We start from the raw sequence: 22,129 nt of genomic DNA, 5'->3' as shown, positions 1-22,129 counted from the left end.
AAGATCTGTTTGCTATGCATCTCGTCACCGTTACCGACACGAAAGCTGATGCGAGCTGCCGGGATTCGGTCGGAGGCTCACCATTTATACCGCCCGGAGAACCCATTCCTCGATGCCGCATCTGCGACGCAAGAATGGTTCTCTTCTTCCAACTCGGAATCCGCGCCGAATTTGGACTCCCTTTCAAGAACGGCAGTCATCTGCTCGTGTTCATGTGCCCCACGCACAATGAGCCGCCCGGCTTGGCTTCCATCTACGACGACTCACCGCTACCGGAGTCGTACTGGGACGCAGATGACGGGCATTTCTCTCTGCGGCTGTATCCACCTGACGAACTGAAATCCAGCGGAAATCTCGATGAATTCATAGAGCCATTTTCGCTTTCATTCCAGCGTGCAGAAGAACAGATTCAGCATTTCGATGAATTCGACGTCGGGTCATACGACTTCAAGATTGGCGGCGTTCCCGGTTGGATGAACTATCGCATCGACAAACGGTGCACTTGTGGTGGGGAAATGTCATTCATTTGCCAGACTCCTGATGGATTCGGATTCAAACAAACCACCAACGCTCCGGAACAACCAGACTCCTTCTCCGCCACAGAGTATTGTCTGTTTCTTGGCAATCAGGTGTATATTCTTGGTTGCAATCGTCAGTGCGACCCGCGTGCAGTGATCGCGGGATGCGACAACTAAATTGGATAACAATGGCATGAACGCGGAGCCGCCGACAGCGCGTTTTCAAATGGAGCATCAACCGCGGCGGCCCGGTTATGCCAACCGTTAGGCATCACACCCTATGAACGCACACCCTAACAAAGTCCGTGAGTTCCTCGACGCGTTCGAGGAGGTCTTCGACCGAGACTGGGCATACACGAAGGAGATGCTTGGTATTCACGCCGAAACAGAAGAACAGAAGCGAGCATGTGCCGAAGCTGGCTTGGAGACGATTCCGATCATTGCAGACGACGGCACTTTTATTCATCCCAAGGTTGAGGATGAGGGTTCAGATTGGGGACATCGAGCGCGACTGTTGGCAGCGTATCGAGCACTCAGAAAAGAGATGTCATGATGCCTAACCATGCGCTGCACCCAACGGCCGCATCACGGTTTCTTGGAGTTCACTGTCTCACCAGCGGCTGCTGCTGGTCAGCTTGGGAGTTATCCGGCATGGACACTAGTGCTTGCCCAATTTGTTCGACGACAATGTCAGAGCGGCTCGTCGCTCCTTGCTACGATTGCGGCCATGACCCGTCAGAACTCCGCGAACTAGCATCGGGTGAGCACGCCTACCATCGTTTCCGAGTGTTTGGGCAGGAAGTGATTTTTTGCGACTTCTGCGATGCCGATTTCGGCTCTTATTACCCGGATTACTTCGGCTTACCGGAAGATACGCCGGGTGATGCGGATTACGGCCTGCAACTGCTTGAGCCAATCACTGATCCGCGACCTGTGACAGATTTTGTATGCGATAAATGCCAACACCGATTGGCGTTCCTGTCCTTTCTCTTAGCCTCGAGGCGACTAAATGCCGGATAACAAGCGGATGCAGTTGACCGGCTGCGCCCGCGAGTAGAATGGTGTTGTCGGTTTGGAGCTTGCTTTCCGCGGGCGGCCGGCAACTGAGCCTTTTACGTTAGCCATCTCGATGCACCTCACCCGATGCAAAGATCAGCAATCAAAAACGCTTGAAGAGTTCTACAACGAACTTGCCTTGGGAGACAATTACACGTCTCGTGAAGGCGGCAAAGCGATGCTTGAACTCATCGAAAGTATACGGGCAGAGCCAGGTGCCACGAAAATCTTTGGATTGACTTCTCATGCTCGCTTAGTGCTACTCGCCGAAGACACATATGAGTCACCATGGTTCGTGATTATTTCGGCCCTTGACAGCAGGAATTACCGGGTCGAATACCTAATGCCTAGTTGTATCGCACCGTGGCCTGGCGCTTATGTATGCGGAGAATGCAGAACAAATGAGGACGCGGTCCGAATGGTAACAACAGCAATCCATCAGTGTGAAGGCTGGATAGAAGGCGATGGCTAACCACCGGCTGCAGTTGACCGGCTGCGCCCGCGATATGATGGTGTTGTCGGTTTGGAGCTTGCTTTCCGCGGGCAGCCGGCTTAACGAGTCCGCGATCAAGCATATAATAAAGGTGACGGCCGCAAGCTGCCTAACCAGCGATTGGAGCAGGAATCGCTTCGTATCCACTCCGCGACTCTGCTTAATCGCGGACCCCGTTATGCAGTGAAGCAGCGTGTCCACTAACACTCAACTCGTGGCTCTTCTCCGCCGAGACCTGCCGGCACCGATCAAGTTGTGCAACGACTCGCTCAAGCAGTCGAATGGTGATTTAGACGCTGCTCGCGATATAGTTATCCGCCAACTTGCCACCAACCTCTCCGAGCGGACGCATACAACTTACGCGGTCGCGGAAGTAATGCTCTCGGATGCGAGATATGACGTCGAACGCGCATTCGAGCTTTGGCTGCGCGACAATCGTCCTTCAGCTGATCCAGTTACACGTCTATCAGACGGCAATGAATTAGCTGCAGCGATTCCATCATCTCAGCCAGGCATGTCCCGCTTCGCACACATCATGCCTCGGGCAGAGGGCTACGAACTTCGGCTGATAGACCATCTGGATGCCTATACCGAGGACGCATATGGGTGGGATTACGATTACGCAATTCAGGACCCATCTACGCGAATTCATCGATCATTCGTAGCAACAGTTGACGCCGCATTAGCACAACTCGTTGCCTGGGGTTGTGCTGCCGAATCGCTTGTGCCTCCCTCCAGCCTCAACAGTTGCTTGGTAAACAGCCCAATTGAGGGTTATCTTGAACTTCCACATTTGACCCGCCCGCCGAACACTGCATAACAAAGCGTTGCAACCGACCTCTAAAACGCTTTGTCAAATGGTACATTACACCGGCGGTGGGTGAACGTAGTCGTTTAGCCTGTCTGGCCGGCTTAACGGGGTCCGCGATCAAGCATATAATAAGGTTGACGGCCGCAGGCGGCCGAAGTGAGCGATTGGAGTAGGAATTGCTTTTTATTAACTTTCGCGATTCTGCTCAATCACGGAACCTTTCGGCACAACAACTCGGGTATAGTCGATGGCAAGGCTTGCTTTCTTCGCAACCACGAAAGACTGTCTTTCTATCCTCGATTTCTTGTTCAAATCTACGGATTGTTGCCTTTATGAATTGGATTCCGAGTACGAAAAGCCAATTCGCAAATACTCCGATTTGAGTGAAGTGCAGCAAGCCTTCCAACCAGGGCGGGCACCCGAAAGTGTTTTGCCAACGCACCTTCGCCCATGGAGTTCGTCGGCGTTTTCGGAACCGATTATCGAACGGATCGCCCTGAAACCGGAGTATTGCCAAGGCCACACTTTTCGCTTTGTCTTTCGGGGTCCAGGAAGCGTCGCCTTCCATTTCGGCGGGATTACGAAGAATCAAATCGCATACTCCGAGTATTCGCATTTTGAGGAAACGAGCCCTGTGAACCAGGATGGTGTCAATTGGCCCATCTTCAAGAAACTCAGCGGGAAGATTCAGTATCACATACGTGGTCGGCTTGCTGTGACGAAATTGCCTGGGCACTTCGTCTTACCAGATGCAATGGAGCACGCAAAGCGGGGCGCGTTGCTCGTTCGACATCAACTGTTACGTTGGCAGTTCTTGGACGGCCAACTCGTTCAATGTGCCGAACCATGACTTTGCTCTTGACCGGGCCGGCATTACGGTTTTTCGAGACTTCACGTTCCTTGCAGCCGGCTTAACGGGTCCGCGATTGAGCATATAGTTAAGGTGACAGCCGTAAGCAACCTAAGTAAGCGCTTGGAGCAGGAATCGCTTTGTATCCACTCGCCTTCGGCGGCTCCAGACAACGGCACATGACGCTGACCACGAACACCGCAGGATCGGAGTGGGCCTCATATAGCTCGTGGCCGATGTAGTACTCTCAGGTCAGCCGTCGGCGGTGCGGGAACCCCTCCTAGTCGCCGTCGAATACCAACCGCGGGTCGTTCAGGTACGCCTCGACCTCACGGTGGACGACCCGCAAGAGCTTGGCCCGGTGCCGCTGAATGGCCGCGTACTCGGCGACCGTTACGCGGAAGATGCTCAGGTCCGGCTGCGTCGCCCACATGGGCGGATCAACCCGCATCAGCCGGAAATTCGCCACTCCGAAAGCCGCCGCCGCCGAACGGGTCCGCGATTGAGCAGAGTCGCGAAAGTGGATACAAAGCGATTCCTGCTCCAATCGCTTACTTACAGCCGCCTGCGACCGCCACCTTTAATATATGCTCTATCACAGATCAGTTAAGTTGGCTTAACGGCTAAGCTCAGCCGCGAGGAAAGCAGATCCGATAGCTCGGGCTGAGACATCTCGCCAGTGTATCGATCGATGAAAATGGGACTGTTTCCTCCGATGGTGTACTGTGGTATCCCGGCGAGGCATCCGCGCGTCGTGTACGGAAATACCTCAAACACTTGCTCATCTATGATCACCAACTCATTCCAACCCTGCCGAAATCCATACTTCCGACGGATTTCGAGGAACACTTGGAGCCATGCACCTTTGAGTGTTAACATCGTCTTCCCTTGCCGAAAGTAATTTGGCTCAGTTGCCGCCTGCGGAAGCTACCTGCAACATCATTTTATTCGCGGGGTCACCTGTCCACTTCAGCCGCCGGTTCGGCTGCGACAGCCTACATCTACCAGGACACACTCGTCCATCGGCACAACCCGGAGCGATCCGTCATTATCCTCGTATATCTCACCGGCCTGTAGCAATACGTCCTCTCTGCCCACGCTCAATCTCACACTGGCGATGTCTCCGCCAACGTCCATCCCAACGTCCACATCGCTGATTTCACCTGGCGGCAATTCCACAAGTCTGCGGTTTCGGAAGATGCAACCCGGCTCCCCATTCGCCAACTTGGAAGGAGGCAAATTGTCCCTGCGGCAAAGCCCCCAAGTGACATAGTTCAGATACGTGGCGATCGTCGCAACTTGACCCCCCGATAGCAGCATATCCACGCGATCCAACTGCAGGGACGAAACCGCCGGGTCGTGCCATTGTGGCAGCCCGTCGAGGCCAACTTCACGCACTGCCATCTCGACGCCGGACCAAGCGACAATGGTCCAACCTTGCAAGGAACGGAGAAACTCGACCTGCTGCTTTACCCAATCTACCATTGCCTCGATCTCTGCTGCTGAAGGCCGTGATAACCACTGGCTCTCCTACTCCACCGTCGTCCGCAAGCGAACGAGTTCAGCAATGGAGCAGAGGGTGTGGAGTGGATACAAAGCGATTCCTGCTCCAATCGCTCACTTAGGCCACCTGCAGCCGTCACCGTTAATATATATGCTCTATAGCGAATCCGTTAAGGCTAGCTCCTCTAACAAATTGTGTGGTGCGGGTAACATCTCGAGTGACTTCTTAGGCATTTGGCAGGGTGTGAGGGAATCGGCCCCTTACGTACTCATCCTTGAGCCAGGACAGGAACTTATTCTCAATGCCTTTCTCCTCTGCAGCAAATATCAGATTAAGGTCATCAGCGATGTATGAGCAGATCTCATGTTGTTGGGTGGCATCTGAGATAGACAGGAAAACCGTATCGGTTATTGGAGAGTGTTTTAGTGGTGCTAAAGAGTAGAAAATCTCATTCCAGACCGACTCGAACTCCGCCCCGTCACGCTGGTCCAACATGGCATTGAGAGCGTCTGTATCCAGTTCTGCCATCCTGGCACTTAGTTGTTCTGTATGGATGGTGTTCATGGATTCCCTAACGAATTTCGCGATTGAGCTGAGTCGCGGAGTGGATACGAAGCGATTCCTGCTCCAATCGCTCACTTTGGCCACATGCGGCCGCAACTGAATTCAGAATAATCTCTGATGAGATAAATGCAATGAAAAACAGGAACAATTTGTCAATGACAGTGAATCTCTTTTCCTGCCTTGAGACGGTCGAGCACCAACCGTCATTCCCGCGAAGGCGGGAATCCAGTCTTTTTCGCATTTGCTGGGCTGGCTTGAATGCCAATTCTCGCCCTGGATATACCGCTTGTGGGAAATGACGGTTGGATATTTCTTTGCGACTTTGCGGTCAATCTTGAAAAAGAAACTCCCTCGTTTGCGCTGCGGGCGATAAAGGCAAAAACAACCACGGCGAACACCGTCGGCCAACTATAACCTGGGACCGCGGTCATTCCTGTCCTCAATTGTTTTCTTCACTTCTACTAGGGCGTGTTGACGAATCGGAGTTTCTTTCTAAACCCTTTTATTACAGGCACTTAACGTCAAGACAGGCGCATCATGAGAGCAATGCTTACACCCAAAATTTGGGCAATTTTTAGGCCATTGGTCGAACGAGCCAAGAGATCCGCTGCTGGTGCAAAGCCAAAACTTACTGATCTTATGTTCTTTGAGGCACTGTTATTTCTTATCAGAACTGGGCTTCCTTGGAGAGATTTACCTTCAAGATTTGGCGACTGGAATGCAGTTTATCAGCGGTTCAAACGTTGGCGTGAAAACAATGTTTTTCAGCGACTTTTTGAGGACATGCCGAAAGATACACCACTGGAAAACATCAAACGAATATTCATCGATAGCTCAGTAGTTCGAGCACATCAACATGCTGCTGGCACGGCAAAAAACTGGTGATGACGATGATCAGGATCTTGGGAGAAGTAGAGGGGGATTGAGTACGAAGATTCACGTTGCATGTCTTGACGAAAACACGTTAATCGCAGTGGAAGTAACTCCTGGACAATCTGGAGATGCACCTGAATTCGACAATCTGTTTGATGAAAGCATCATACAAGTTCCTGATATTGAGGAAGTTGTTGCAGATAAAGCTTATGATAGCGATAGTATCCGATCAAAAGTGATCGAAGAAGGGGATATTCCAGTACATATCCCAAACAAATCAAATGCGAAGGAAGAATGGCCAATCGACGAAGAAGCTTACAAAAGCCGGAACAAAATAGAAAGATTCTTTAATAAATTGAAGCAATTTCGAAGAATTGCAACTCGATACGACAAACTGTCAGACTGCTTTCTGAGCTTCATTCATCTGGCTGCTACGTTCATCAAATGCCGTTCATTCATCAACAGAACCTAGGAGAGGGGCATAGCTGGGGTGGGGTTCAATAATCGAATGCCAGAGGTTCTCACAATTCCCGTACAGTAGGAAACTACCATTCCTTTCAATTCTGTAAAACAACGAAGAATAGTGGCGATCGTTGAATGGTTTATGTGGAACATATTACTCGAATATTTATTCACGCCATGCCCACGTTATTTGCGAAAAATGGGTTACCTCGCTGAAGTGGGTGGGATACGCAGACGTTTTCAACGGGTCGGCCACGAATGGCAGCACCACATCGAACGCTGCCATGATGTGATTACTGAAGGGGTTGGGCGGTGCCAGCAGTTTCGCAAAGCGGTGATATTTGGGGCCGGGTTGATCCATGATGTCCCCTTAAAGATGCTGGCACAGAAATTCCAGCAGGTACTACTGGTCGATGTGGTTCATCCGCTTTCCAGTCGCTGGGTAGTGCGTCAATTCCCCAATGTACGGCGAGTCAACCACGATGTCACCAATTCACTGAAAGGAATCTACCGCGTCGCTACCCGTCCTAATCAGATTATCCCCGTTGATCAACCACAGTGGTTGCTCGATGACAAAGAACTGGATTACACCGTTTCACTCAACCTGTTGTCTCAATTGCCGTGCATGCCAATGGATTATCTGCGAAAATGGCATTGCCACACCAAGGCAGAACTGGAAGAAATGGCCAAGCAGTTGATCAAGGATCATCTGGAATACTTGAGTGCGTTGCCAGGGTGCGTCTCATTGATCACCGATTATGAACGCACCAAGTATAACCTGCTGAATCAGGTGGTGGAAAAACGTGACCTGTTTTTCGGGTTGAAACTACCCCGATTCGGCCCCACCTGGGAATGGCGGCTGGCTCCCTGCCCAGAAGCAGACCGCAAACACCACTATTTTCGTCAGGTGGTGGGAATTGCAGATTGGAAATAGGCACCCCACAACAATCGTGAAATCGCATCAGGTGGGTAGCTGATTGTTAGTCCTGTCAGCCATCTTCATCAGTTCTTCCCACCTTGCAATAATCACATCTGCATAAGAATCAGAGGATAGGCCTGGGTATTGACCAAGAGCAAAACCGTCGTTGCATTCAACCACTACCCAGGTGCCATCATTCATGAGCCCTACATCGATACTGCAACCAGCACTGAGTTCTTTCGATTCTTGCAAAGCATTAAGAATTTGCTTGAGCCAGTTTGTGGGTGGGAAAACGGAATGCCCTGCATAAGGTGTAATGCCGACAATGCTGGTGTGTGCGATATAAACGCGAAATTCGGAGACAAAATGGACTACTTGTGAAACATATACAGGCATTCGATATGATGCCCCGTGAAAATTCGCATCATCTGTGCGAGATTCATAGACAAATCCATTAAATCTCTTGAAAGGATGAAGAGGTTTCACAAACAATGGTCGCCCATCATATTCAACGCGTCTTCGAACCTCCTCAAGAGTTGATACTGAAAGTTGTCTGCCATAGAATTCAGCCAGACCAGTTGGATACGATGTCAGGAACGGACCATCACAATTAAGTCGCTTTAACGCCCAGGGAACAACATCCATGTTGCCAGCAATCAGTGTCGTTGGGTTGAGTGTAATATGTCCACGGTAAAGTTGCTTTTTCGAAAATGTCCCGACAGAAATCTCTCGTTTGGGTAACACTTCAAGTAATGCACTGGCTTCTATAATTGGTCGATTGGGGATTTCAACTTGTACCAATGCACATTTCGTTTTGTACTTTTTCTCCATTAAAAATCCTGACCTCGAGCATCTTGCCTGAAGAATGAAATACAATGTTTCAGGTACTCTATTCCAGAAAAGATTCGAGTCACGGCGATTTTCCCACCATTTGTGCTTTCTTACAATATCCCCATGAATCATCAGATCCTCGATCAACTGGATTACGAACTTCCCATGGGGCGGATTGCCCAGTTCCCTGCGGAGCACCGCGATCATTCCAAACTGCTCCCTGTGGTACCCGGTGGGCAGAATTTTCGCCACCTTACCTTCAACGATCTTCCCAGCGTGCTGCGTTCTGGCGATCTGCTCGTCATGAATACCTCCCGCGTGGTGCCTGCACGGATTCTGGGGCGACGGGCCAAAACCGGTGGCAAGTGGGAAGGGCTTTTTCTGCACGAAAACGCCGACGGCACCTGGGAGATTTTGGCGCAAACCCGTGGCAAGCCAGAACTTGGGGAAAAAATCGAGCTGCACAATTCCCACTATGAACTGGAATTGGTGGGGCGAAACAACGGCCACTGGATTGTGAAACCAACCCCGCCCGGCCCGGCGTGGAACATTCTGCTTGCCGTCGGGCACATCCCACTGCCACCTTACATTCGCAAGGGGATCGCCAACGCCGAAGACGAGGAGCGTTACCAGACGGTTTACGCCCGCGAACCAGGTTCCGTGGCCGCACCGACAGCGGGGCTGCACTTTACCACGGAGTTGCTGGCCCAGTTGCGTGCGATGGGCGTGGGCACTACATCGGTCACCCTGCACGTAGGAATTGGTACCTTTGCCAGCGTCGATCGCGATGAGCCGGAAAAATTCCAGATGCACCACGAATGGTGCGAAGTACCGGAAGCCACCGTTGAAGCGATTTTGGCCTGTCGCCAGCGTGGCAATCGGGTGATCGCGGTCGGCACCACTGCCACGCGTGCATTGGAAGCTGCCGCACTTGCAGGTGGGGGCACGCTGCAGTCATGGCAAGGCGAAACCGATCTCTGTATCGAACCCGGCCACCAGTTTCGGGTAATTGACGGGCTGATCACCAATTTTCACCTGCCCCGCACCACGTTACTGCTCCTGGTTGCCGCACTGGCAGGGGTGGAAACCACAAAAGCCGCCTACCAGGCTGCAATCGCAAATGATTACCGATTCTATAGTTACGGCGACGCGATGATCATTTTACCTTCTCGCTAGTCATACTGCAGTGGAAAACCTGCACTCAGTGCAGAGGCCCGAAGATAGTTTTTCACTTGGGTGAATGAAGCGTTTGGCAAGTGACGAAATGCTGTCCTACGTGGACTGACCAAATTGCGGGCATTTGCAAATTCCGCTACACTTTGTAGATAAGCCGCACACTTTCGGAAATTGCCATGTTGACTGTGGATCAAGCCGTTGAAACAATTCTTACCCATGCCCATGTGGGGCGGGAAGTTCGTCGCACGCTGGCCGATCCGTGCGTGGGGTGCGTGCTGGCCGAACCTGTAATCAGCGATATTGATTCCCCACCGATGACCAAGGCACTGATGGATGGTTTTGCGCTGCGAAGTGCCGATTGCACCTCTGCCAACGCCCAACTGCATGTGGTGGAAGAGATTCCTGCAGGCAAAGTGTCTGAAAAAACAATTCAGCAGGGCCAGGCAGCACGCATCATGACGGGTGCCGCGATGCCCAGTGGGGCCGATGCTGTTATTCCCATCGAATACACTACTATGGTTAGCAACTTAGTAACCATTCAGCGGTCTGTCCCTGTGGGACAGCACGTCCTTCCGCAGGGTGCGGAGATGCGTGTGGGGCAAACAGTCCTGGCACGTGGGACAAAACTTCTCCCACAGGAGCTGGGAATTCTGGCCACCGTGGGCAAAGCCGATTTCCTGGTGTACGAATCTCCCACCGTGGGGATTCTAACGACAGGCAGTGAAGTAGTTTCTCCTAGTGAATTTCCACCACCCGGAAAAATCCGTAACTCCAATGGCAGTATGCTCTTCGGGCAAATTCACCGTGCGGGCGGTGTGCCCAGAATGTTCCCCCACGTGGGGGATGATCGCACGGCATTGTCGCACGCCATTGCGAACGCGCTGGAACAATCTGATATTCTGTTGATCACCGGTGGCATGTCGGTCGGTGCGTACGATTACACTCCAGAAGTCCTTCAGGAACAGGGAGTTACAGCATATTTTCATAAAATTATCATGAAGCCTGGCCGCCCACTGCTCTTTGGAACGTTGGGTGAAAAAATGATCTTTGGACTGCCCGGAAATCCGGTCAGTTCGTTTGTCTGTTTCGAGCTGTTTGTCCGCACCGCAATTGCAAGATTCCGTGGGCTTACCAATCCGGAGTTACCGCGAGTGGAATTGCCTTTAGCCGGAAATCTGGCTGTCGATCACAATCGCCCCACGTATGCACCCGGGGTGATATCAATTATTAATGAAAAAATGGTCATTCAACCGTTAGAATGGTTTGGGTCGGCTGATTTGCAGGCACTGTCGCAGGCAAATGCATTGCTGGAACTACCCGCTGGAAAGACAGAAAAGCAGTTGGGCGAGCACCAGGCGGTGCTACTGCTGCAAGAGTTGTAAGTTATTGTGAATCAGGAACCTATGTCAATTCCACATCCCAGTAGGCGGCATCCAGGAACGCCTGCCACGAGCGATACTTCTTCTGGGTCAGCTTCATCACAATCATTGGGCTGCGTCGTGGCTTTTCCGGCTTGCGAATGAGGTGCATATTCGCCTGTCGAGGAGTACGACCCCCCTTGGCAATATTGCAATCAACGCACGCACAGACAATATTTTCCCACGTGGTCTTCCCACCCTGGCTGCGTGGGATCACGTGGTCAAGACTCAGCTCCGACAGCGGAAACTTCTTCCCACAGTACTGGCAGAGGTTGTTGTCTCGAGCGAAAATGTTCCGCCGGTTAAACTTCACCGTCTGTTTTGGCAATCGGTCGTAACCCAGCAACCGAATGACGCGTGGGGCCTGGATTTCGCTTTTGGCGGTCCGCACCCAATCGTCTTCGTCCTGACGGTAATTTTTCGCCCGATAGTTACTTACCTCGCACCAACTGGAAAAGTTGTAGCTGAGATACTGACCGTCTTCCACGGTCACCACTTCGGCTAAGTCCTTGAATAACAGACAAAAGGCCCGCTTAACGCTGACAATATGCACCGCCATGAACATTTTGTTCAGGACAAGCACACTCGATTCAAGCGGGCAATGATACTGGCCATCGGTAGTCATGGCATCGGTCCTCTTGCCGGACGATCCGGCATCTATTGACAACGACGCAAACGATAAGGTGAGGGTTCGACCTATTTTATTGTAAGCGACCCCACCGAGTTTCCGCAAGCACCAATTCGCAGGAAGTAGAAACCTTCACAGAAATTAAAGAATGGGGGAAATGTTTCACCAAACACGTGGCAGCGTCATCCGCCGCTGTGGCTATTCCACGGGCGGGACGCCCGTGCTACGATTTTGGTCACTTTTATTTTCCACAGGGGGACGTTCGGCATCACACTCATGCGACCTTGTTTCTTCTGTAGCTTGGGCGTCTCGCCCATGTGCCTTTTCCACGGGCGGGACGCCCGTGCTACGGTTCTGGTTAACCTCACTTGTATTTTCTAAGGGCGGGAAGCACGTGCAACTTACCCAGCGCCAATTATTCAAACCAGCTACCGTAGGGTTGTTCAGAACATACTCGATTGCATGGATCAGATCCTCCTCATCTCTAATCAGATGATCATAATACTCGGACTGCCACAGCGGTCCGGTCTTGTCCACCAATTCACCGATCTTTTTTGATGTAAACGATTTCCAGGAATGTAAGATCGATTCCAAAGAATGTGTTGGACTTGGTCGCACGACAACATGAACGTGATTCGGCATAACGCACCAAGCGAAGAGGTCATAGCGTGTCCCGTCAAAGTACAGCAAAGCGTTCTGAACCAATTCAGCGACATCATCGCGTATCATCCAGCATGCACCGTTGCGATTATTCAAGTATTGTTCTACTTTGTCTGAGAAAAGCACCTCCAAGCGATCAGATTCTGCAGGGGAAAACTGGCCCTCTTTCTTAATCGCTGCCTGGATAAGTTTCTCGCGTTCCTGCTGCCAACCTTTCAGAACTTGTTTGGGAACCGAGTCAGCCAGTCGAAATGTCACTGCATAAATCGCACCCTCTTGCCGCCAGTGCGGCAGTTTCGCACCCCACCGAAGATGAAACCTACCTTTATCCGTAGCATGGGCGTCTCGCCCATGTGGCTTTTCCACGGGCGGGACGCACGTGCTATGGTTATGGTCACTTTTATTTTCCACAGGGGGGACGTTCGGTATCACAATCATGCAACCTTGCTTCTTCTGTAGCATGGGCGTCTCGCCCATGTGGCTTTTCCACTGGCGGGACGTCCGTGCTACGATTCTGGTCATTTTTATATTGCACAGGCGGGACGTTCGGCATCACACTCATGCAATCTTGCTTCCTCTGTAGCATGGGCTTCTCGCCCATGTGGCTTTTCCACGGGCGGGACGCCCGTGCTACGATTCTGGTCACTTTTATTTTTCACAGGGGGGATGTTCGGCATCACACACCTTGCTTCCTCTGTAACATTGGCATCTCGCCCATGTGGCTTTTTTTCGGCATTTGCGAATATCAATCTGACCATTACGCTTAGTGATAACAATCAACTTGTTTACAACTGCCGTATGATAGTGAAATGGACCATTGGGCAACTAAATCTACAGCAGAGCTACTGAGAAAACCGCATCGGATGGCACCTGATGCTGGGTAAAAGTGATGCAAGCCAGTCCGAGATTAGTATTCCATCTTGCCTTTCTGGCCGGGCATTGGGACGGGATATTTGCCATCTTTATCAGCCAGCACAGGTGCGGGTGATTCAAAGGTCAACTGATCCAGGTTGGCACCCAGTTCCTGCTTGCTGTTCAATGCATCATCCCAGGAGATGGTCTGGCCGGTGTGGCAAGCCATCCGACCCATGGCAGTTACCAGGCTGGCTTCCGCACCCCGCTTCACTTCGTTGTGGGGCTTGTCTTCCCGAATCGCCTTGATGAGACGATCCCATTCTGTCTGGTAGGGGTTTGGTTCGCGCTCCGGACCGGACCAGATTTGATCTTTGGGATCAAACTTCTGGGTTTTGAACATTTTGCTGCGTGCGGGCGTGTGGGACAACGCCGAAATAATTGCCGAACCTTTGGTGCCGTGTGCGTAGCTGGCAAATTCATCGTGGCAGCCGGAAATGTTCCGACCACCCAGATAAAACTTGGTGCCATCGGCAAAGGTGTATTCTACTTCGTAACTATCGAAGTTCTGGTCGATGTAATCCCCACGGTAATGGCGACCACCGATGCCATGTGCCTTGACTGGCCAGGCGTTTTTCATCCAGCAGCTTTCATCGATATTGTGGATCAGGAAGTCGCTGAATGAGCCACCGCTGGCCCACAGGAACGAGTGAAAACGCTGAATCTGGTAGAGGGTTTCGCTGATTCCCTCTGGCTTTTTCTTGGAAAAGCAGGAAGCCACCGGGCCACTCATGCGGTAGGCCCGCAGCAGTTGGATATCGCCAATGGCACCATCCTGAATGCGTTTGTGAAGTTCTTCACGCACCACGCAGTGGCGGCACATCAGGCCCACGCCCACTTTCAGCCCTTTTTTCACCGACAGTTCGCCCAGTTCCAGCATTTTGCGGGTGCTGGGGCCATCAACGGTGACTGGCTTCTCCATGAACACGTTCAGGCCTTTTTCAATGGCATACTTGAAGTGCACCCAGCGAAACGCCGGTGGGGTGGTTAAAATTACCACATCACCCGGACGCAAGGTATCCATTGCGTTTTTGTAAGCATCGAAGCCGATGAACTTGTTATCGAACACTTTGACCTTTTCATCGTGGCGGCGGGTCAATTGCTTTAAGCTGTTGTCCAGGCGGGCCTGAAAAACGTCAGCCACGGCAGAAAGTTCAATCGGTCCGGAAGTGGTGGACAGTGCCTGATCGGCGGCACCCGTTCCACGTCCACCAGCACCAACAAGAGCAACCTTCACCTTGTTGCTTTCGCCCGCGTGGACAAAGTGACCATAAGACAGTGCAGCAACGCCAGCTGCGGCACCTGCAGTAACCACCGCATCGCGACGCGTAGGTAATTCTTTGGATTCCAAGTTCTTACTCCTCGAGAGGTTAGATGCTTTCAGGATAATCAACTTCTGTGCGGGATGCAACACACTTTCATGATTTGCACATTTTTTGAACGGGGCTGAAAAATGCTCACAGCCATCCACGTGGGCAATTCCTGTTTGCATCGCACCTGTAAATCGGGTAACGTGGGAAAAACAACTTTTCATGCAGGAAAACAGACGTGAACTTTCCTAATCGTCGTACTTTTCTCCTCAGTGGCGTGGGTGCGTTAGCCAGTACCCCCATCCTGTTTCAAAGTGAATTAAAGGCAGCACCTTCCGAACGCCTGCGGGTGGGAGTGGTTGGCTTTGCGGGTCGCGGTTCCAACAATCTCAGTGGCGTTGCTGCCGCAGGTGCGGAAATTACCGCCCTGTGCGATGTGCACGAGTCCCGCACGGCAGAAGGCCGGAAAACTTACCCTAAAGCCAAGTTCTACAAGGACTTCCGCAAAATGCTGGATGCCGGTGGTCTGGATGCGGTTGTCTGTTCCACGGCAGATCACACCCACTTTCATGTGGCATACCACGCGATGCAAGGTGGCTTGCATGTTTATTGTGAGAAACCTCTCACACATACTGTGTGGGAAGCACGCACGCTGATCAATCTGGCGAAAAAGAAGAAACTGGTCACGCAGATGGGCACGCAGATCCACGCGGGCGACAATTACCGTCGGGTTGTGGAACTGGTTCGCAGTGGGGCAATTGGAAAGGTAACCGAAGCCCACTGTTGGGTGCCCACCAAATACAGTGGTAATGGCCAACGCCCACCCGCAGAGAAGGTGCCTGCCGATCTGGATTGGGATTTGTGGCTGGGGCCAGTGGCCGATCGCCCCTACTCATCAGCATATGTGCCCTTTCGCTGGCGACATTACTGGGCATTTGGTAGTGGGGCACTTTCGGACATGGCCTGCCACCACATGGATTTACCGTTCTGGGCGTTGGGTCTGCGGCACCCAGCAGAAGTTTCTGCCGTTGGTTCGGAAGTTACGCCGGAAACCTGTGCCGACTGGACAACCGTTACCTGGAAGTTTTCAGAAACGAAAGCCCACGGTCCTATCACGCTCACCTGGTACGATGGTGGGAAACAACCACGTTACTTTGCAGAAAAGAAATTACCCCCACAGGCAGGTGGCACGTTGTTCGTGGGGGAAAAAGGGATGCTGCTGGCCGATTACGGTCGCCGTAAGTTATTCCCTGAGAAGGACTTTCAGGGAATTGATGGTGATGGCAGCATTCCCAAATCGGTGGGGCACCACAAGGAATGGGTTGATGCCTGCAAAACAGGTGCAGCAACCACCTGCAACTTCGATTACTCCGGCACCCTCACGGAAACCGTCCTGCTGGGCGTGGTAGCTTACCGCACCGGAAAAGCACTTCGCTGGGATGCAGACAAGCTGCAAACCAACCACCCGGAAGCAAATGCACTGCTGACAAAAGAATACCGCATAGGCTGGGAAATCGAAGCATAATTAATAGCATGTATATTTGTATATTTATATAAATAATTTTTGATCCAGAGGCACTGATGCGTTTCAGGGGTATGTTTGCACTGATTGTTGGTGGTTTTACATTATTTTCCATTGCTGATGGTGGAGAAAAATCCCCACTCAATGTGGCACGTCCCAACGTGGTGATTCTGTTTATCGACGACTTTGGCTGGGGCGACCCATCGTGTTATGGTAACCAATTGATCAAAACGCCACACATTGACCAGATGGCGAAAGAAGGGATTCGCTTCACCCAGGGATATGTTGCCTCGCCCATCTGCTCCCCTTCTCGGTGTGGCCTGATCACTGGCCACTTTCCAGCACGTTGGAACATCACCAGTTATCTGCAAACCAAAGCGGGGAACAAAGCCTGCGAAATGGCCGATTTTCTCGATCCTAAAGCACCCAGCCTGCCACGGATATTGAAAGAAGCTGGTTATGCCACAGCGCATATAGGCAAATGGCACCTGGGTGGTGGCCGCGATGTCACGAATGCACCAAAATTTCGCGAATATGGCTACGATCTGGGGTTGGGTACCTATGAAAGCCCCGAACCTGCCGCACCTCTCGGTTTGAAAACAGTTCCATGGGGTCCGCAGGATCAATTAGAGCCACAACAGGTTCCGCGCCATGCTCGAACAGAATGGATGATCGATCAAACGCTGGCTTTCATCAACAGGCACAAGGATCAGCCCTGCTTTGTGAATCTATGGCTGGATGACACGCACACCCCGTTTTCGCCATCAGAACAGCAGATAAATGCTGTCAGAGCAGAAGGCGATTCCCCGCAAAAAACAAGATATAAAGCGGTGATGGTGGCAATGGATCACCAGATCAAACGATTACTGGATGGCCTTCGTAAAACGAATACCCTGGTTCTGCTGGTGGGCGACAATGGTGCCTCCCCACCTTTTGAAAGAGAACGGTCCGGTGGGTTACGAGGGCAAAAACTAAGTCTCTATGAAGGGGGCGTTCGAGTTCCATTCATTGCCTGGTGGCCAGGTGTTGTTCAGGTTGGTTCCACAGATGAATCAACCATCTTTTCAACGTTGGATTTTGTGCCTACCCTGGCTACGATTTGCCAGGCAAAACGTCCCAGAGACTATCAGTCTGATGGTGAGGATAACAGTGCCGCACTATTGGGACACCGTCCAGTTCGGGAAAAGCCGCTTTTCTGGGAATACGGAAGAAACAGTACTTCGTTCGCCTATCCCAAAGATCCGAAGCACCGCAGTCCAAATCTGGCAGTTAGAGAAGGCAAATGGAAACTGCTGATCAATGCCGATGGCAGTGGGGCGGAACTCTATGACCTGGACAAAGACCGTGGAGAACAACACAATCTGGCGAAAGAGCAGCCCAAATTGACAATCCGGCTGAGTGATCTGTTGATGAAATGGCGAAAAAACCTACCCGCTGTTGAAAAGTAATTTGTAACAAGATTTGATTGCGGAATTATTTTTCATTGCTTTTTCATTTTTCTTACGTTATAATTGAATTATGTTCACTTAATAAGTGGTTATTTTAACACTTATTGTTGGTTGGATATATTTTCTAAAGGAAGTCGAAGATGATTCGGTATCTGTTATTATTCGCAGCCGGTTTTCTGGCTACGAGTACCCTTTCTGCACAGACCCGGGATGAAAAGGTCAAGAACGATCGGGCTAAATTTGCCCAGAACGATCTGTGGCTGTACAGTGATTTTCCGAAAGCGATCGAACAGGCGAAAGAAAGCGGCAAACCAATTATGGTGGTGCTGCGCTGTATCCCCTGCGAAGAGTGCGTCAAACTGGACGATGAACTTCTGGAACAGGATGCGGAATTGCAGGCACTCTTGAAAAAGTTTGTGTGCGTGCGGATTATTTCCACGAACAGCCTGGATCTGAATGTGTTTCAATACGATACCGACCAATCGTTTGCGGTGTTCTTTCTCAACGCCGACAAAACAATTTACGGCCGATTTGGCACCCGTTCGCACCGCACCAACTGGGTGGGGGATGTTTCCATTGATGGCTTGAAAAAAGCAATGAATGGTGCACTGAATCTGCACCAGAATTTTGCAACGGTGCGGCCCAGCCTGCTGGCAAAAACAGGCCCCAAACCAATGTATCCCACACCCGTGCAGTTTCCGAATCTGAAAGGAAAATACGAAGCCACCATTAATTACAACAATCAGGTGGCTCGCAGTTGCATCCACTGCCACCAGATTGGTGAAGCGGTGCGAGATACTTACCGGGTTCGAAAACAGGCGATTCCGGAAGAACTGCTGTTTCCTTATCCCCACCCGAAGATGTTCGGGCTGGTCATGGATCCCAAGGAAAAAGCCACGATCAAAGCGGTGGAAGATGCTCCCGGCAAGGGCTTGATCACTGGATTTCAGGCAGGCGACGAAATCTTAACCTTAAATGGGCAACCGTTGCTTTCACTGGCAGATATTCAGTGGGTACTGCACCACATTCCCGCCAGCGGTGGCAAACTGACTGCCGTAGTGAAACGTGGGAACAAACCGGTGACGCTGGAATCAACGCTTCCCAGTGGCTGGCGTCGACAGGGTGATATTTCCTGGCGTGTTTCATCATGGGGCCTGAAACGAATGACCACCGGCGGCCTGTCGCTTGAAGCCACACCAGATGATGTGCGACAACGCCTGAAAATTCCCGCAACCAACATGGCACTGCGGGTACGCGCCATGGGACAATACAACGAGCACGCAGCAGCCAAGCGGGCTGGCTTCCAGGTGGGTGACATTATTGTGGCATTCGATGGCCAGAATGATCTACTCCGAGAGCAGGATATCTTCTTCTACGGTGCCACAGTGAAGAAAGCGGGCGAGAAGGTAAAAGTGAACATTCTCCGCAACCAGCGTTCCATGACGCTGGAACTGCCGATGCAGCAATAAACGTGGATAATCGACTTCCGGTTTGAATTTGAAAAATGAATTCGTCGCAAGCGATTGAAAATTAGCCACTTAACGATTTTTGACCCAGAAAATTGCCCAGATTGCTTGACTTTCATATAGAATTGTTCACTGAACCTGGCGCATGATGCAGGTGGGATTTTTCCAGATAGCAAAGCCGAAAACTTTGCTTGTCGTGCTGTTTGTAACGAACTTCCGTTTCCCAGAACGGATCGAAAAACTGAAAAAGCAGTGCGATACCCACACCAACCCTTCACAATAGCAGGTAGCACCGAAGTTACGGCTACTGAATATTAATAAAACATTCTTTTGAATGTATAAATTGTTATATAACAAGAATAGGATAACCTGCACCGATGAAAATCTCTCGTGTTTTTACCCAGGAAGGACAAGAAACATTTGCGAATATTCCCTTCACGCCTCGGGACTCACGGATTGTGAACCCCAACGGTACCGTGGTATTCGAGATGCGCGAGGTGATGGTGCCCAAAGGCTGGTCGCAGGTGGCAGTGGATATTCTGGCACAGAAATACTTCCGCAAAGCGGGCGTGCCGGATCAATTAGAAAAAATTCATGAAGAAGGGGTGCCCACCTGGCTGCAACGGTCGCAGGCCGCACCCGGTGCCACACTGGTTTCCGAAGGTGATTCACGTCAGGTATTCAGTCGACTGGCCGGGTGCTGGACCTATTGGGGTTGGAAAGGTGGCTACTTCACCGCAGAAAGCGATGCCAAAGCGTTTTACGATGAAGTCTGTTACATGCTGGCCAAACAAATGGCCGCACCCAACAGCCCCCAGTGGTTCAACAGTGGCCTGCACTGGGCGTACGGCATCGAAGGACCAGCACAGGGGCATTATTATGTGGACCCCACCACTGGTTCGATGCAAAAATCGACCAACGCCTACGAACGGCCTCAGCCCCACGCCTGCTTCATTCAATCGGTCTCCGATGACCTGGTGAACGAAGGCGGCATCATGGATCTGTGGGTGCGTGAGGCACGCATCTTCAAATATGGCAGTGGCACCGGTTCGAACTTCAGCCACATCCGTGGTGATGGCGAGCCACTATCCGGGGAGGCAAATCTTCCGGCTTAATGAGTTTTCTGAAAATCGGCGACCGTGCCGCAGGTGCCATCAAATCTGGCGGTACCACCCGTCGGGCTGCAAAAATGGTGGTGCTCGATCTCGACCACCCAGACATTGAAGATTTCATTAACTGGAAAGTGGTAGAAGAGCAGAAAGTGGCCTCGCTGGTGCAGGGTTCCAAACTGCTGAACCGGCACCTGAACCAGATTCTGAAATCGATTACCACCAGCACCGATGCGGAACGCCGCAGCAGCATCAAGCACAATCCCGAGTTGCGGAAAACAGTGCTTGCCGCACGCGAAGCACTGGTACCGGAAAATTACATTGCCCGCGTGATTCAACTGGCCGATCTGGGCATTACGTCGCTGCAGATTGAAGAATACGATACCGACTGGAACTCGAAGGCATATTTCACCGTTTCCGGCCAGAATTCGAACAATTCGGTGCGGATTACCAACGACTTTATGAATGCCGTCAACAACAATGGCGACTGGCACCTCTACTGGCGAACGGAAAAAGAAAACGCCCTGAAGCAAAACCGCCAGCCGAAACCATGCAAGACCATGAAAGCCACCGAACTGTGGGATGAAATTGGTTTTGCCGCCTGGAGTTGTGCCGATCCCGGGGTGCAGTACGATACCACCATTAATGAATGGCACACCTGCCCCAACGATGACCGGATTAACGCCAGCAATCCGTGCAGCGAATACATGTTCCTGGATGATACCGCCTGTAATCTGGCTTCGCTGAACCTGCAGACGTTTTACGACACCGAAAGCGGCAAATTCCAGATTGATCCGTACATCCATGCCACGCGCTTGTGGACGTTGATTCTGGAAATCAGCGTTTACATGGCACAATTCCCCAGCGTACCAGTGGCCCAGAAGTCGTTCGATTACCGCACGCTGGGTCTCGGTTATGCCAATCTGGGTGCGTTGTTGATGGTGCAGGGAATTGGCTACGATTCCCACGAAGGGCGGGCACAGGCGGGCGCTCTGACAGCGATGATGCACTGTGCTTCTTACGCCACTTCAGCAGAAATTGCTTCGGAACTGGGAACATTTGCCCGTTACGAAGCAAACCGCGAGCCAATGCTTCGCGTGATCCGCAACCACCGTCGGGCTGTTTACAACGTGGCACCCACGGAATATGAACACCTGACCGTGACACCGGTGGGAATCGACCCGCGTTACTGCCCAAGTTACATGTTGCAGGCCGCGAAGGAACAGGCCGACCGCATGTTAGAACTGGGCGAAAAACATGGCTTCCGCAATGCTCAGGTAACAGTCATTGCCCCTACGGGCACCATCGGGCTGGTAATGGATTGCGATACCACCGGTATCGAGCCGGACTTTGCACTGGTGAAGTTCAAAAAGCTGGCAGGTGGGGGATATTTCAAGATCATCAACCAGTCGGTGCCACCCGCACTGACACGGTTGGGCTACACGCCCACGCAGGTGGAAGAAATTGTTCGCTATTGCCGTGGTGCCGCCACCCTCACTGGCTGCCCACATATTAATACGCAAGTGCTGAAACAGAAAGGATTTACGGATGAAGTGCTGAAGAAGATTGAAGACGCACTGCCAGGCACCTTTGAATTGT

General features: G+C 51.6%; 18 protein-coding genes and 1 pseudogene. 14 read left to right on the top strand and 5 right to left on the bottom strand.

What is annotated here, in order from left to right:
- Window positions 1–14: 14 nt before the first annotated feature.
- The 5 genes from R3B84_20755 to R3B84_20735 all read left to right on the top strand — a co-directional run bounded on the left by R3B84_20755 (window position 15) and on the right by R3B84_20735 (window position 4,338).
- Window positions 15–695 (top strand): hypothetical protein, encoded by a 681-nt coding sequence (locus tag R3B84_20755; protein ID MEZ6143002.1) that lies wholly within the window; start codon window positions 15–17, stop codon window positions 693–695.
- Between the two features lie 103 nt (window positions 696–798).
- Window positions 799–1,071: a hypothetical protein gene (locus tag R3B84_20750; GenBank protein ID MEZ6143001.1), complete on the top strand. Its 273-nt coding sequence runs from the start codon at window positions 799–801 to the stop codon at window positions 1,069–1,071.
- A gap of 519 nt (window positions 1,072–1,590) precedes the next feature.
- Complete coding sequence (locus R3B84_20745; protein ID MEZ6143000.1) at window positions 1,591–2,046, top strand: hypothetical protein; 456 nt, start codon at window positions 1,591–1,593, stop codon at window positions 2,044–2,046.
- 214 nt (window positions 2,047–2,260) lie between these two features.
- Window positions 2,261–2,887, top strand: coding sequence for a hypothetical protein (locus R3B84_20740; protein MEZ6142999.1), 627 nt, complete (start codon window positions 2,261–2,263; stop codon window positions 2,885–2,887).
- Window positions 2,888–4,062: 1,175 nt separating this feature from the next.
- On the top strand, window positions 4,063–4,338 hold the full coding sequence (locus R3B84_20735) for a hypothetical protein (protein ID MEZ6142998.1): 276 nt from the start codon (window positions 4,063–4,065) through the stop codon (window positions 4,336–4,338).
- Window positions 4,339–5,457: 1,119 nt separating this feature from the next.
- Here the strand turns inward: R3B84_20735 and R3B84_20730 are convergent.
- Window positions 5,458–5,796, bottom strand: coding sequence for a hypothetical protein (locus R3B84_20730; protein ID MEZ6142997.1), 339 nt, complete (start codon window positions 5,794–5,796; stop codon window positions 5,458–5,460).
- A gap of 537 nt (window positions 5,797–6,333) precedes the next feature.
- Here R3B84_20730 and R3B84_20725 point away from each other — a divergent pair.
- The 3 genes from R3B84_20725 to R3B84_20715 all read left to right on the top strand — a co-directional run bounded on the left by R3B84_20725 (window position 6,334) and on the right by R3B84_20715 (window position 8,065).
- Entirely contained in the window at window positions 6,334–6,681 is a 348-nt protein-coding gene (locus R3B84_20725; GenBank protein MEZ6142996.1) for a transposase, read from the top strand.
- Window positions 6,653–7,141, top strand: coding sequence for an IS5 family transposase (locus tag R3B84_20720; protein ID MEZ6142995.1), 489 nt, complete (start codon window positions 6,653–6,655; stop codon window positions 7,139–7,141). The genes R3B84_20725 and R3B84_20720 overlap by 29 nt, the downstream gene beginning before the upstream one ends.
- Before the next feature lie 132 nt (window positions 7,142–7,273).
- Entirely contained in the window at window positions 7,274–8,065 is a 792-nt protein-coding gene (locus tag R3B84_20715) for a hypothetical protein (protein ID MEZ6142994.1), read from the top strand.
- 27 nt (window positions 8,066–8,092) lie between these two features.
- On the opposite strand, the gene R3B84_20710 is transcribed toward R3B84_20715, so the two are convergent.
- Entirely contained in the window at window positions 8,093–9,013 is a 921-nt protein-coding gene (locus R3B84_20710) for an ATP-grasp domain-containing protein (GenBank protein MEZ6142993.1), read from the bottom strand.
- Here R3B84_20710 and queA point away from each other — a divergent pair.
- Complete coding sequence (queA, locus tag R3B84_20705; protein MEZ6142992.1) at window positions 9,005–10,057, top strand: tRNA preQ1(34) S-adenosylmethionine ribosyltransferase-isomerase QueA; 1,053 nt, start codon at window positions 9,005–9,007, stop codon at window positions 10,055–10,057. The two genes, R3B84_20710 and queA, sit on opposite strands and share 9 nt — an antisense overlap.
- Before the next feature lie 176 nt (window positions 10,058–10,233).
- Window positions 10,234–11,439 (top strand): molybdopterin molybdotransferase MoeA, encoded by a 1,206-nt coding sequence (locus tag R3B84_20700; protein MEZ6142991.1) that lies wholly within the window; start codon window positions 10,234–10,236, stop codon window positions 11,437–11,439.
- Between the two features lie 19 nt (window positions 11,440–11,458).
- Here the strand turns inward: R3B84_20700 and R3B84_20695 are convergent, their stop codons facing one another.
- From R3B84_20695 to R3B84_20685, 3 genes are all read right to left on the bottom strand, one after another.
- Entirely contained in the window at window positions 11,459–12,100 is a 642-nt protein-coding gene (locus R3B84_20695) for an HNH endonuclease (protein ID MEZ6142990.1), read from the bottom strand.
- Between the two features lie 201 nt (window positions 12,101–12,301).
- On the bottom strand, window positions 12,302–13,240 hold the full coding sequence (locus R3B84_20690; GenBank protein MEZ6142989.1) for a transposase: 939 nt from the start codon (window positions 13,238–13,240) through the stop codon (window positions 12,302–12,304).
- Between the two features lie 430 nt (window positions 13,241–13,670).
- Window positions 13,671–15,026, bottom strand: coding sequence for a Gfo/Idh/MocA family oxidoreductase (locus R3B84_20685; GenBank protein ID MEZ6142988.1), 1,356 nt, complete (start codon window positions 15,024–15,026; stop codon window positions 13,671–13,673).
- 197 nt (window positions 15,027–15,223) lie between these two features.
- Here R3B84_20685 and R3B84_20680 point away from each other — a divergent pair, with 197 nt between their 5' ends.
- From R3B84_20680 to R3B84_20665, 4 genes and pseudogenes are all read left to right on the top strand, one after another.
- The gene (locus tag R3B84_20680; protein ID MEZ6142987.1) at window positions 15,224–16,510 is read left to right on the top strand and encodes a Gfo/Idh/MocA family oxidoreductase; all 1,287 of its coding nucleotides are present in this window, start codon (window positions 15,224–15,226) and stop codon (window positions 16,508–16,510) included.
- A 56-nt stretch (window positions 16,511–16,566) separates the two neighbouring features.
- Window positions 16,567–17,955 carry a sulfatase-like hydrolase/transferase gene (locus R3B84_20675; protein ID MEZ6142986.1) on the top strand — a complete coding sequence of 463 codons (1,389 nt, stop codon included), beginning with the start codon at window positions 16,567–16,569 and terminating at the stop codon, window positions 17,953–17,955.
- A 140-nt stretch (window positions 17,956–18,095) separates the two neighbouring features.
- On the top strand, window positions 18,096–19,424 hold the full coding sequence (locus R3B84_20670; GenBank protein MEZ6142985.1) for a Trx7/PDZ domain-containing (seleno)protein: 1,329 nt from the start codon (window positions 18,096–18,098) through the stop codon (window positions 19,422–19,424).
- Between the two features lie 374 nt (window positions 19,425–19,798).
- A pseudogene (locus tag R3B84_20665) lies at window positions 19,799–21,996 on the top strand (adenosylcobalamin-dependent ribonucleoside-diphosphate reductase).
- The last annotated feature ends 133 nt before the right edge of the window (window positions 21,997–22,129 follow it).

It is taken from the genome of Zavarzinella sp. (assembly GCA_041399155.1).
Lineage (GTDB): Bacteria > Planctomycetota > Planctomycetia > Gemmatales > Gemmataceae > JAWKTI01.
Note: the sequence above shows the minus strand (reverse complement) of the source record. Positions and strands in the feature narration are given on the sequence as shown.

What these genes read in the sequence shown, in the direction of transcription:
- R3B84_20710 (MEZ6142993.1), bottom strand. Translation starts at nt 9,013, where the DNA reads ATGATTCATGGGGATATTGTAAGAAAGCACAAATGGTGGGAAAATCGC.
- R3B84_20725 (MEZ6142996.1), top strand. Translation starts at nt 6,334, where the DNA reads ATGAGAGCAATGCTTACACCCAAAATTTGGGCAATTTTTAGGCCATTG.
- R3B84_20750 (MEZ6143001.1), top strand. Translation starts at nt 799, where the DNA reads ATGAACGCACACCCTAACAAAGTCCGTGAGTTCCTCGACGCGTTCGAG.
- R3B84_20730 (MEZ6142997.1), bottom strand. Translation starts at nt 5,796, where the DNA reads ATGAACACCATCCATACAGAACAACTAAGTGCCAGGATGGCAGAACTG.
- R3B84_20695 (MEZ6142990.1), bottom strand. Translation starts at nt 12,100, where the DNA reads ATGACTACCGATGGCCAGTATCATTGCCCGCTTGAATCGAGTGTGCTT.
- R3B84_20755 (MEZ6143002.1), top strand. Translation starts at nt 15, where the DNA reads ATGCATCTCGTCACCGTTACCGACACGAAAGCTGATGCGAGCTGCCGG.
- queA (MEZ6142992.1), top strand. Translation starts at nt 9,005, where the DNA reads ATGAATCATCAGATCCTCGATCAACTGGATTACGAACTTCCCATGGGG.
- R3B84_20690 (MEZ6142989.1), bottom strand. Translation starts at nt 13,240, where the DNA reads ATGGGCGAGACGCCCATGCTACAGAAGAAGCAAGGTTGCATGATTGTG.
- R3B84_20720 (MEZ6142995.1), top strand. Translation starts at nt 6,653, where the DNA reads ATGCTGCTGGCACGGCAAAAAACTGGTGATGACGATGATCAGGATCTT.
- R3B84_20715 (MEZ6142994.1), top strand. Translation starts at nt 7,274, where the DNA reads ATGTGGAACATATTACTCGAATATTTATTCACGCCATGCCCACGTTAT.
- R3B84_20675 (MEZ6142986.1), top strand. Translation starts at nt 16,567, where the DNA reads ATGCGTTTCAGGGGTATGTTTGCACTGATTGTTGGTGGTTTTACATTA.
- R3B84_20700 (MEZ6142991.1), top strand. Translation starts at nt 10,234, where the DNA reads ATGTTGACTGTGGATCAAGCCGTTGAAACAATTCTTACCCATGCCCAT.
- R3B84_20670 (MEZ6142985.1), top strand. Translation starts at nt 18,096, where the DNA reads ATGATTCGGTATCTGTTATTATTCGCAGCCGGTTTTCTGGCTACGAGT.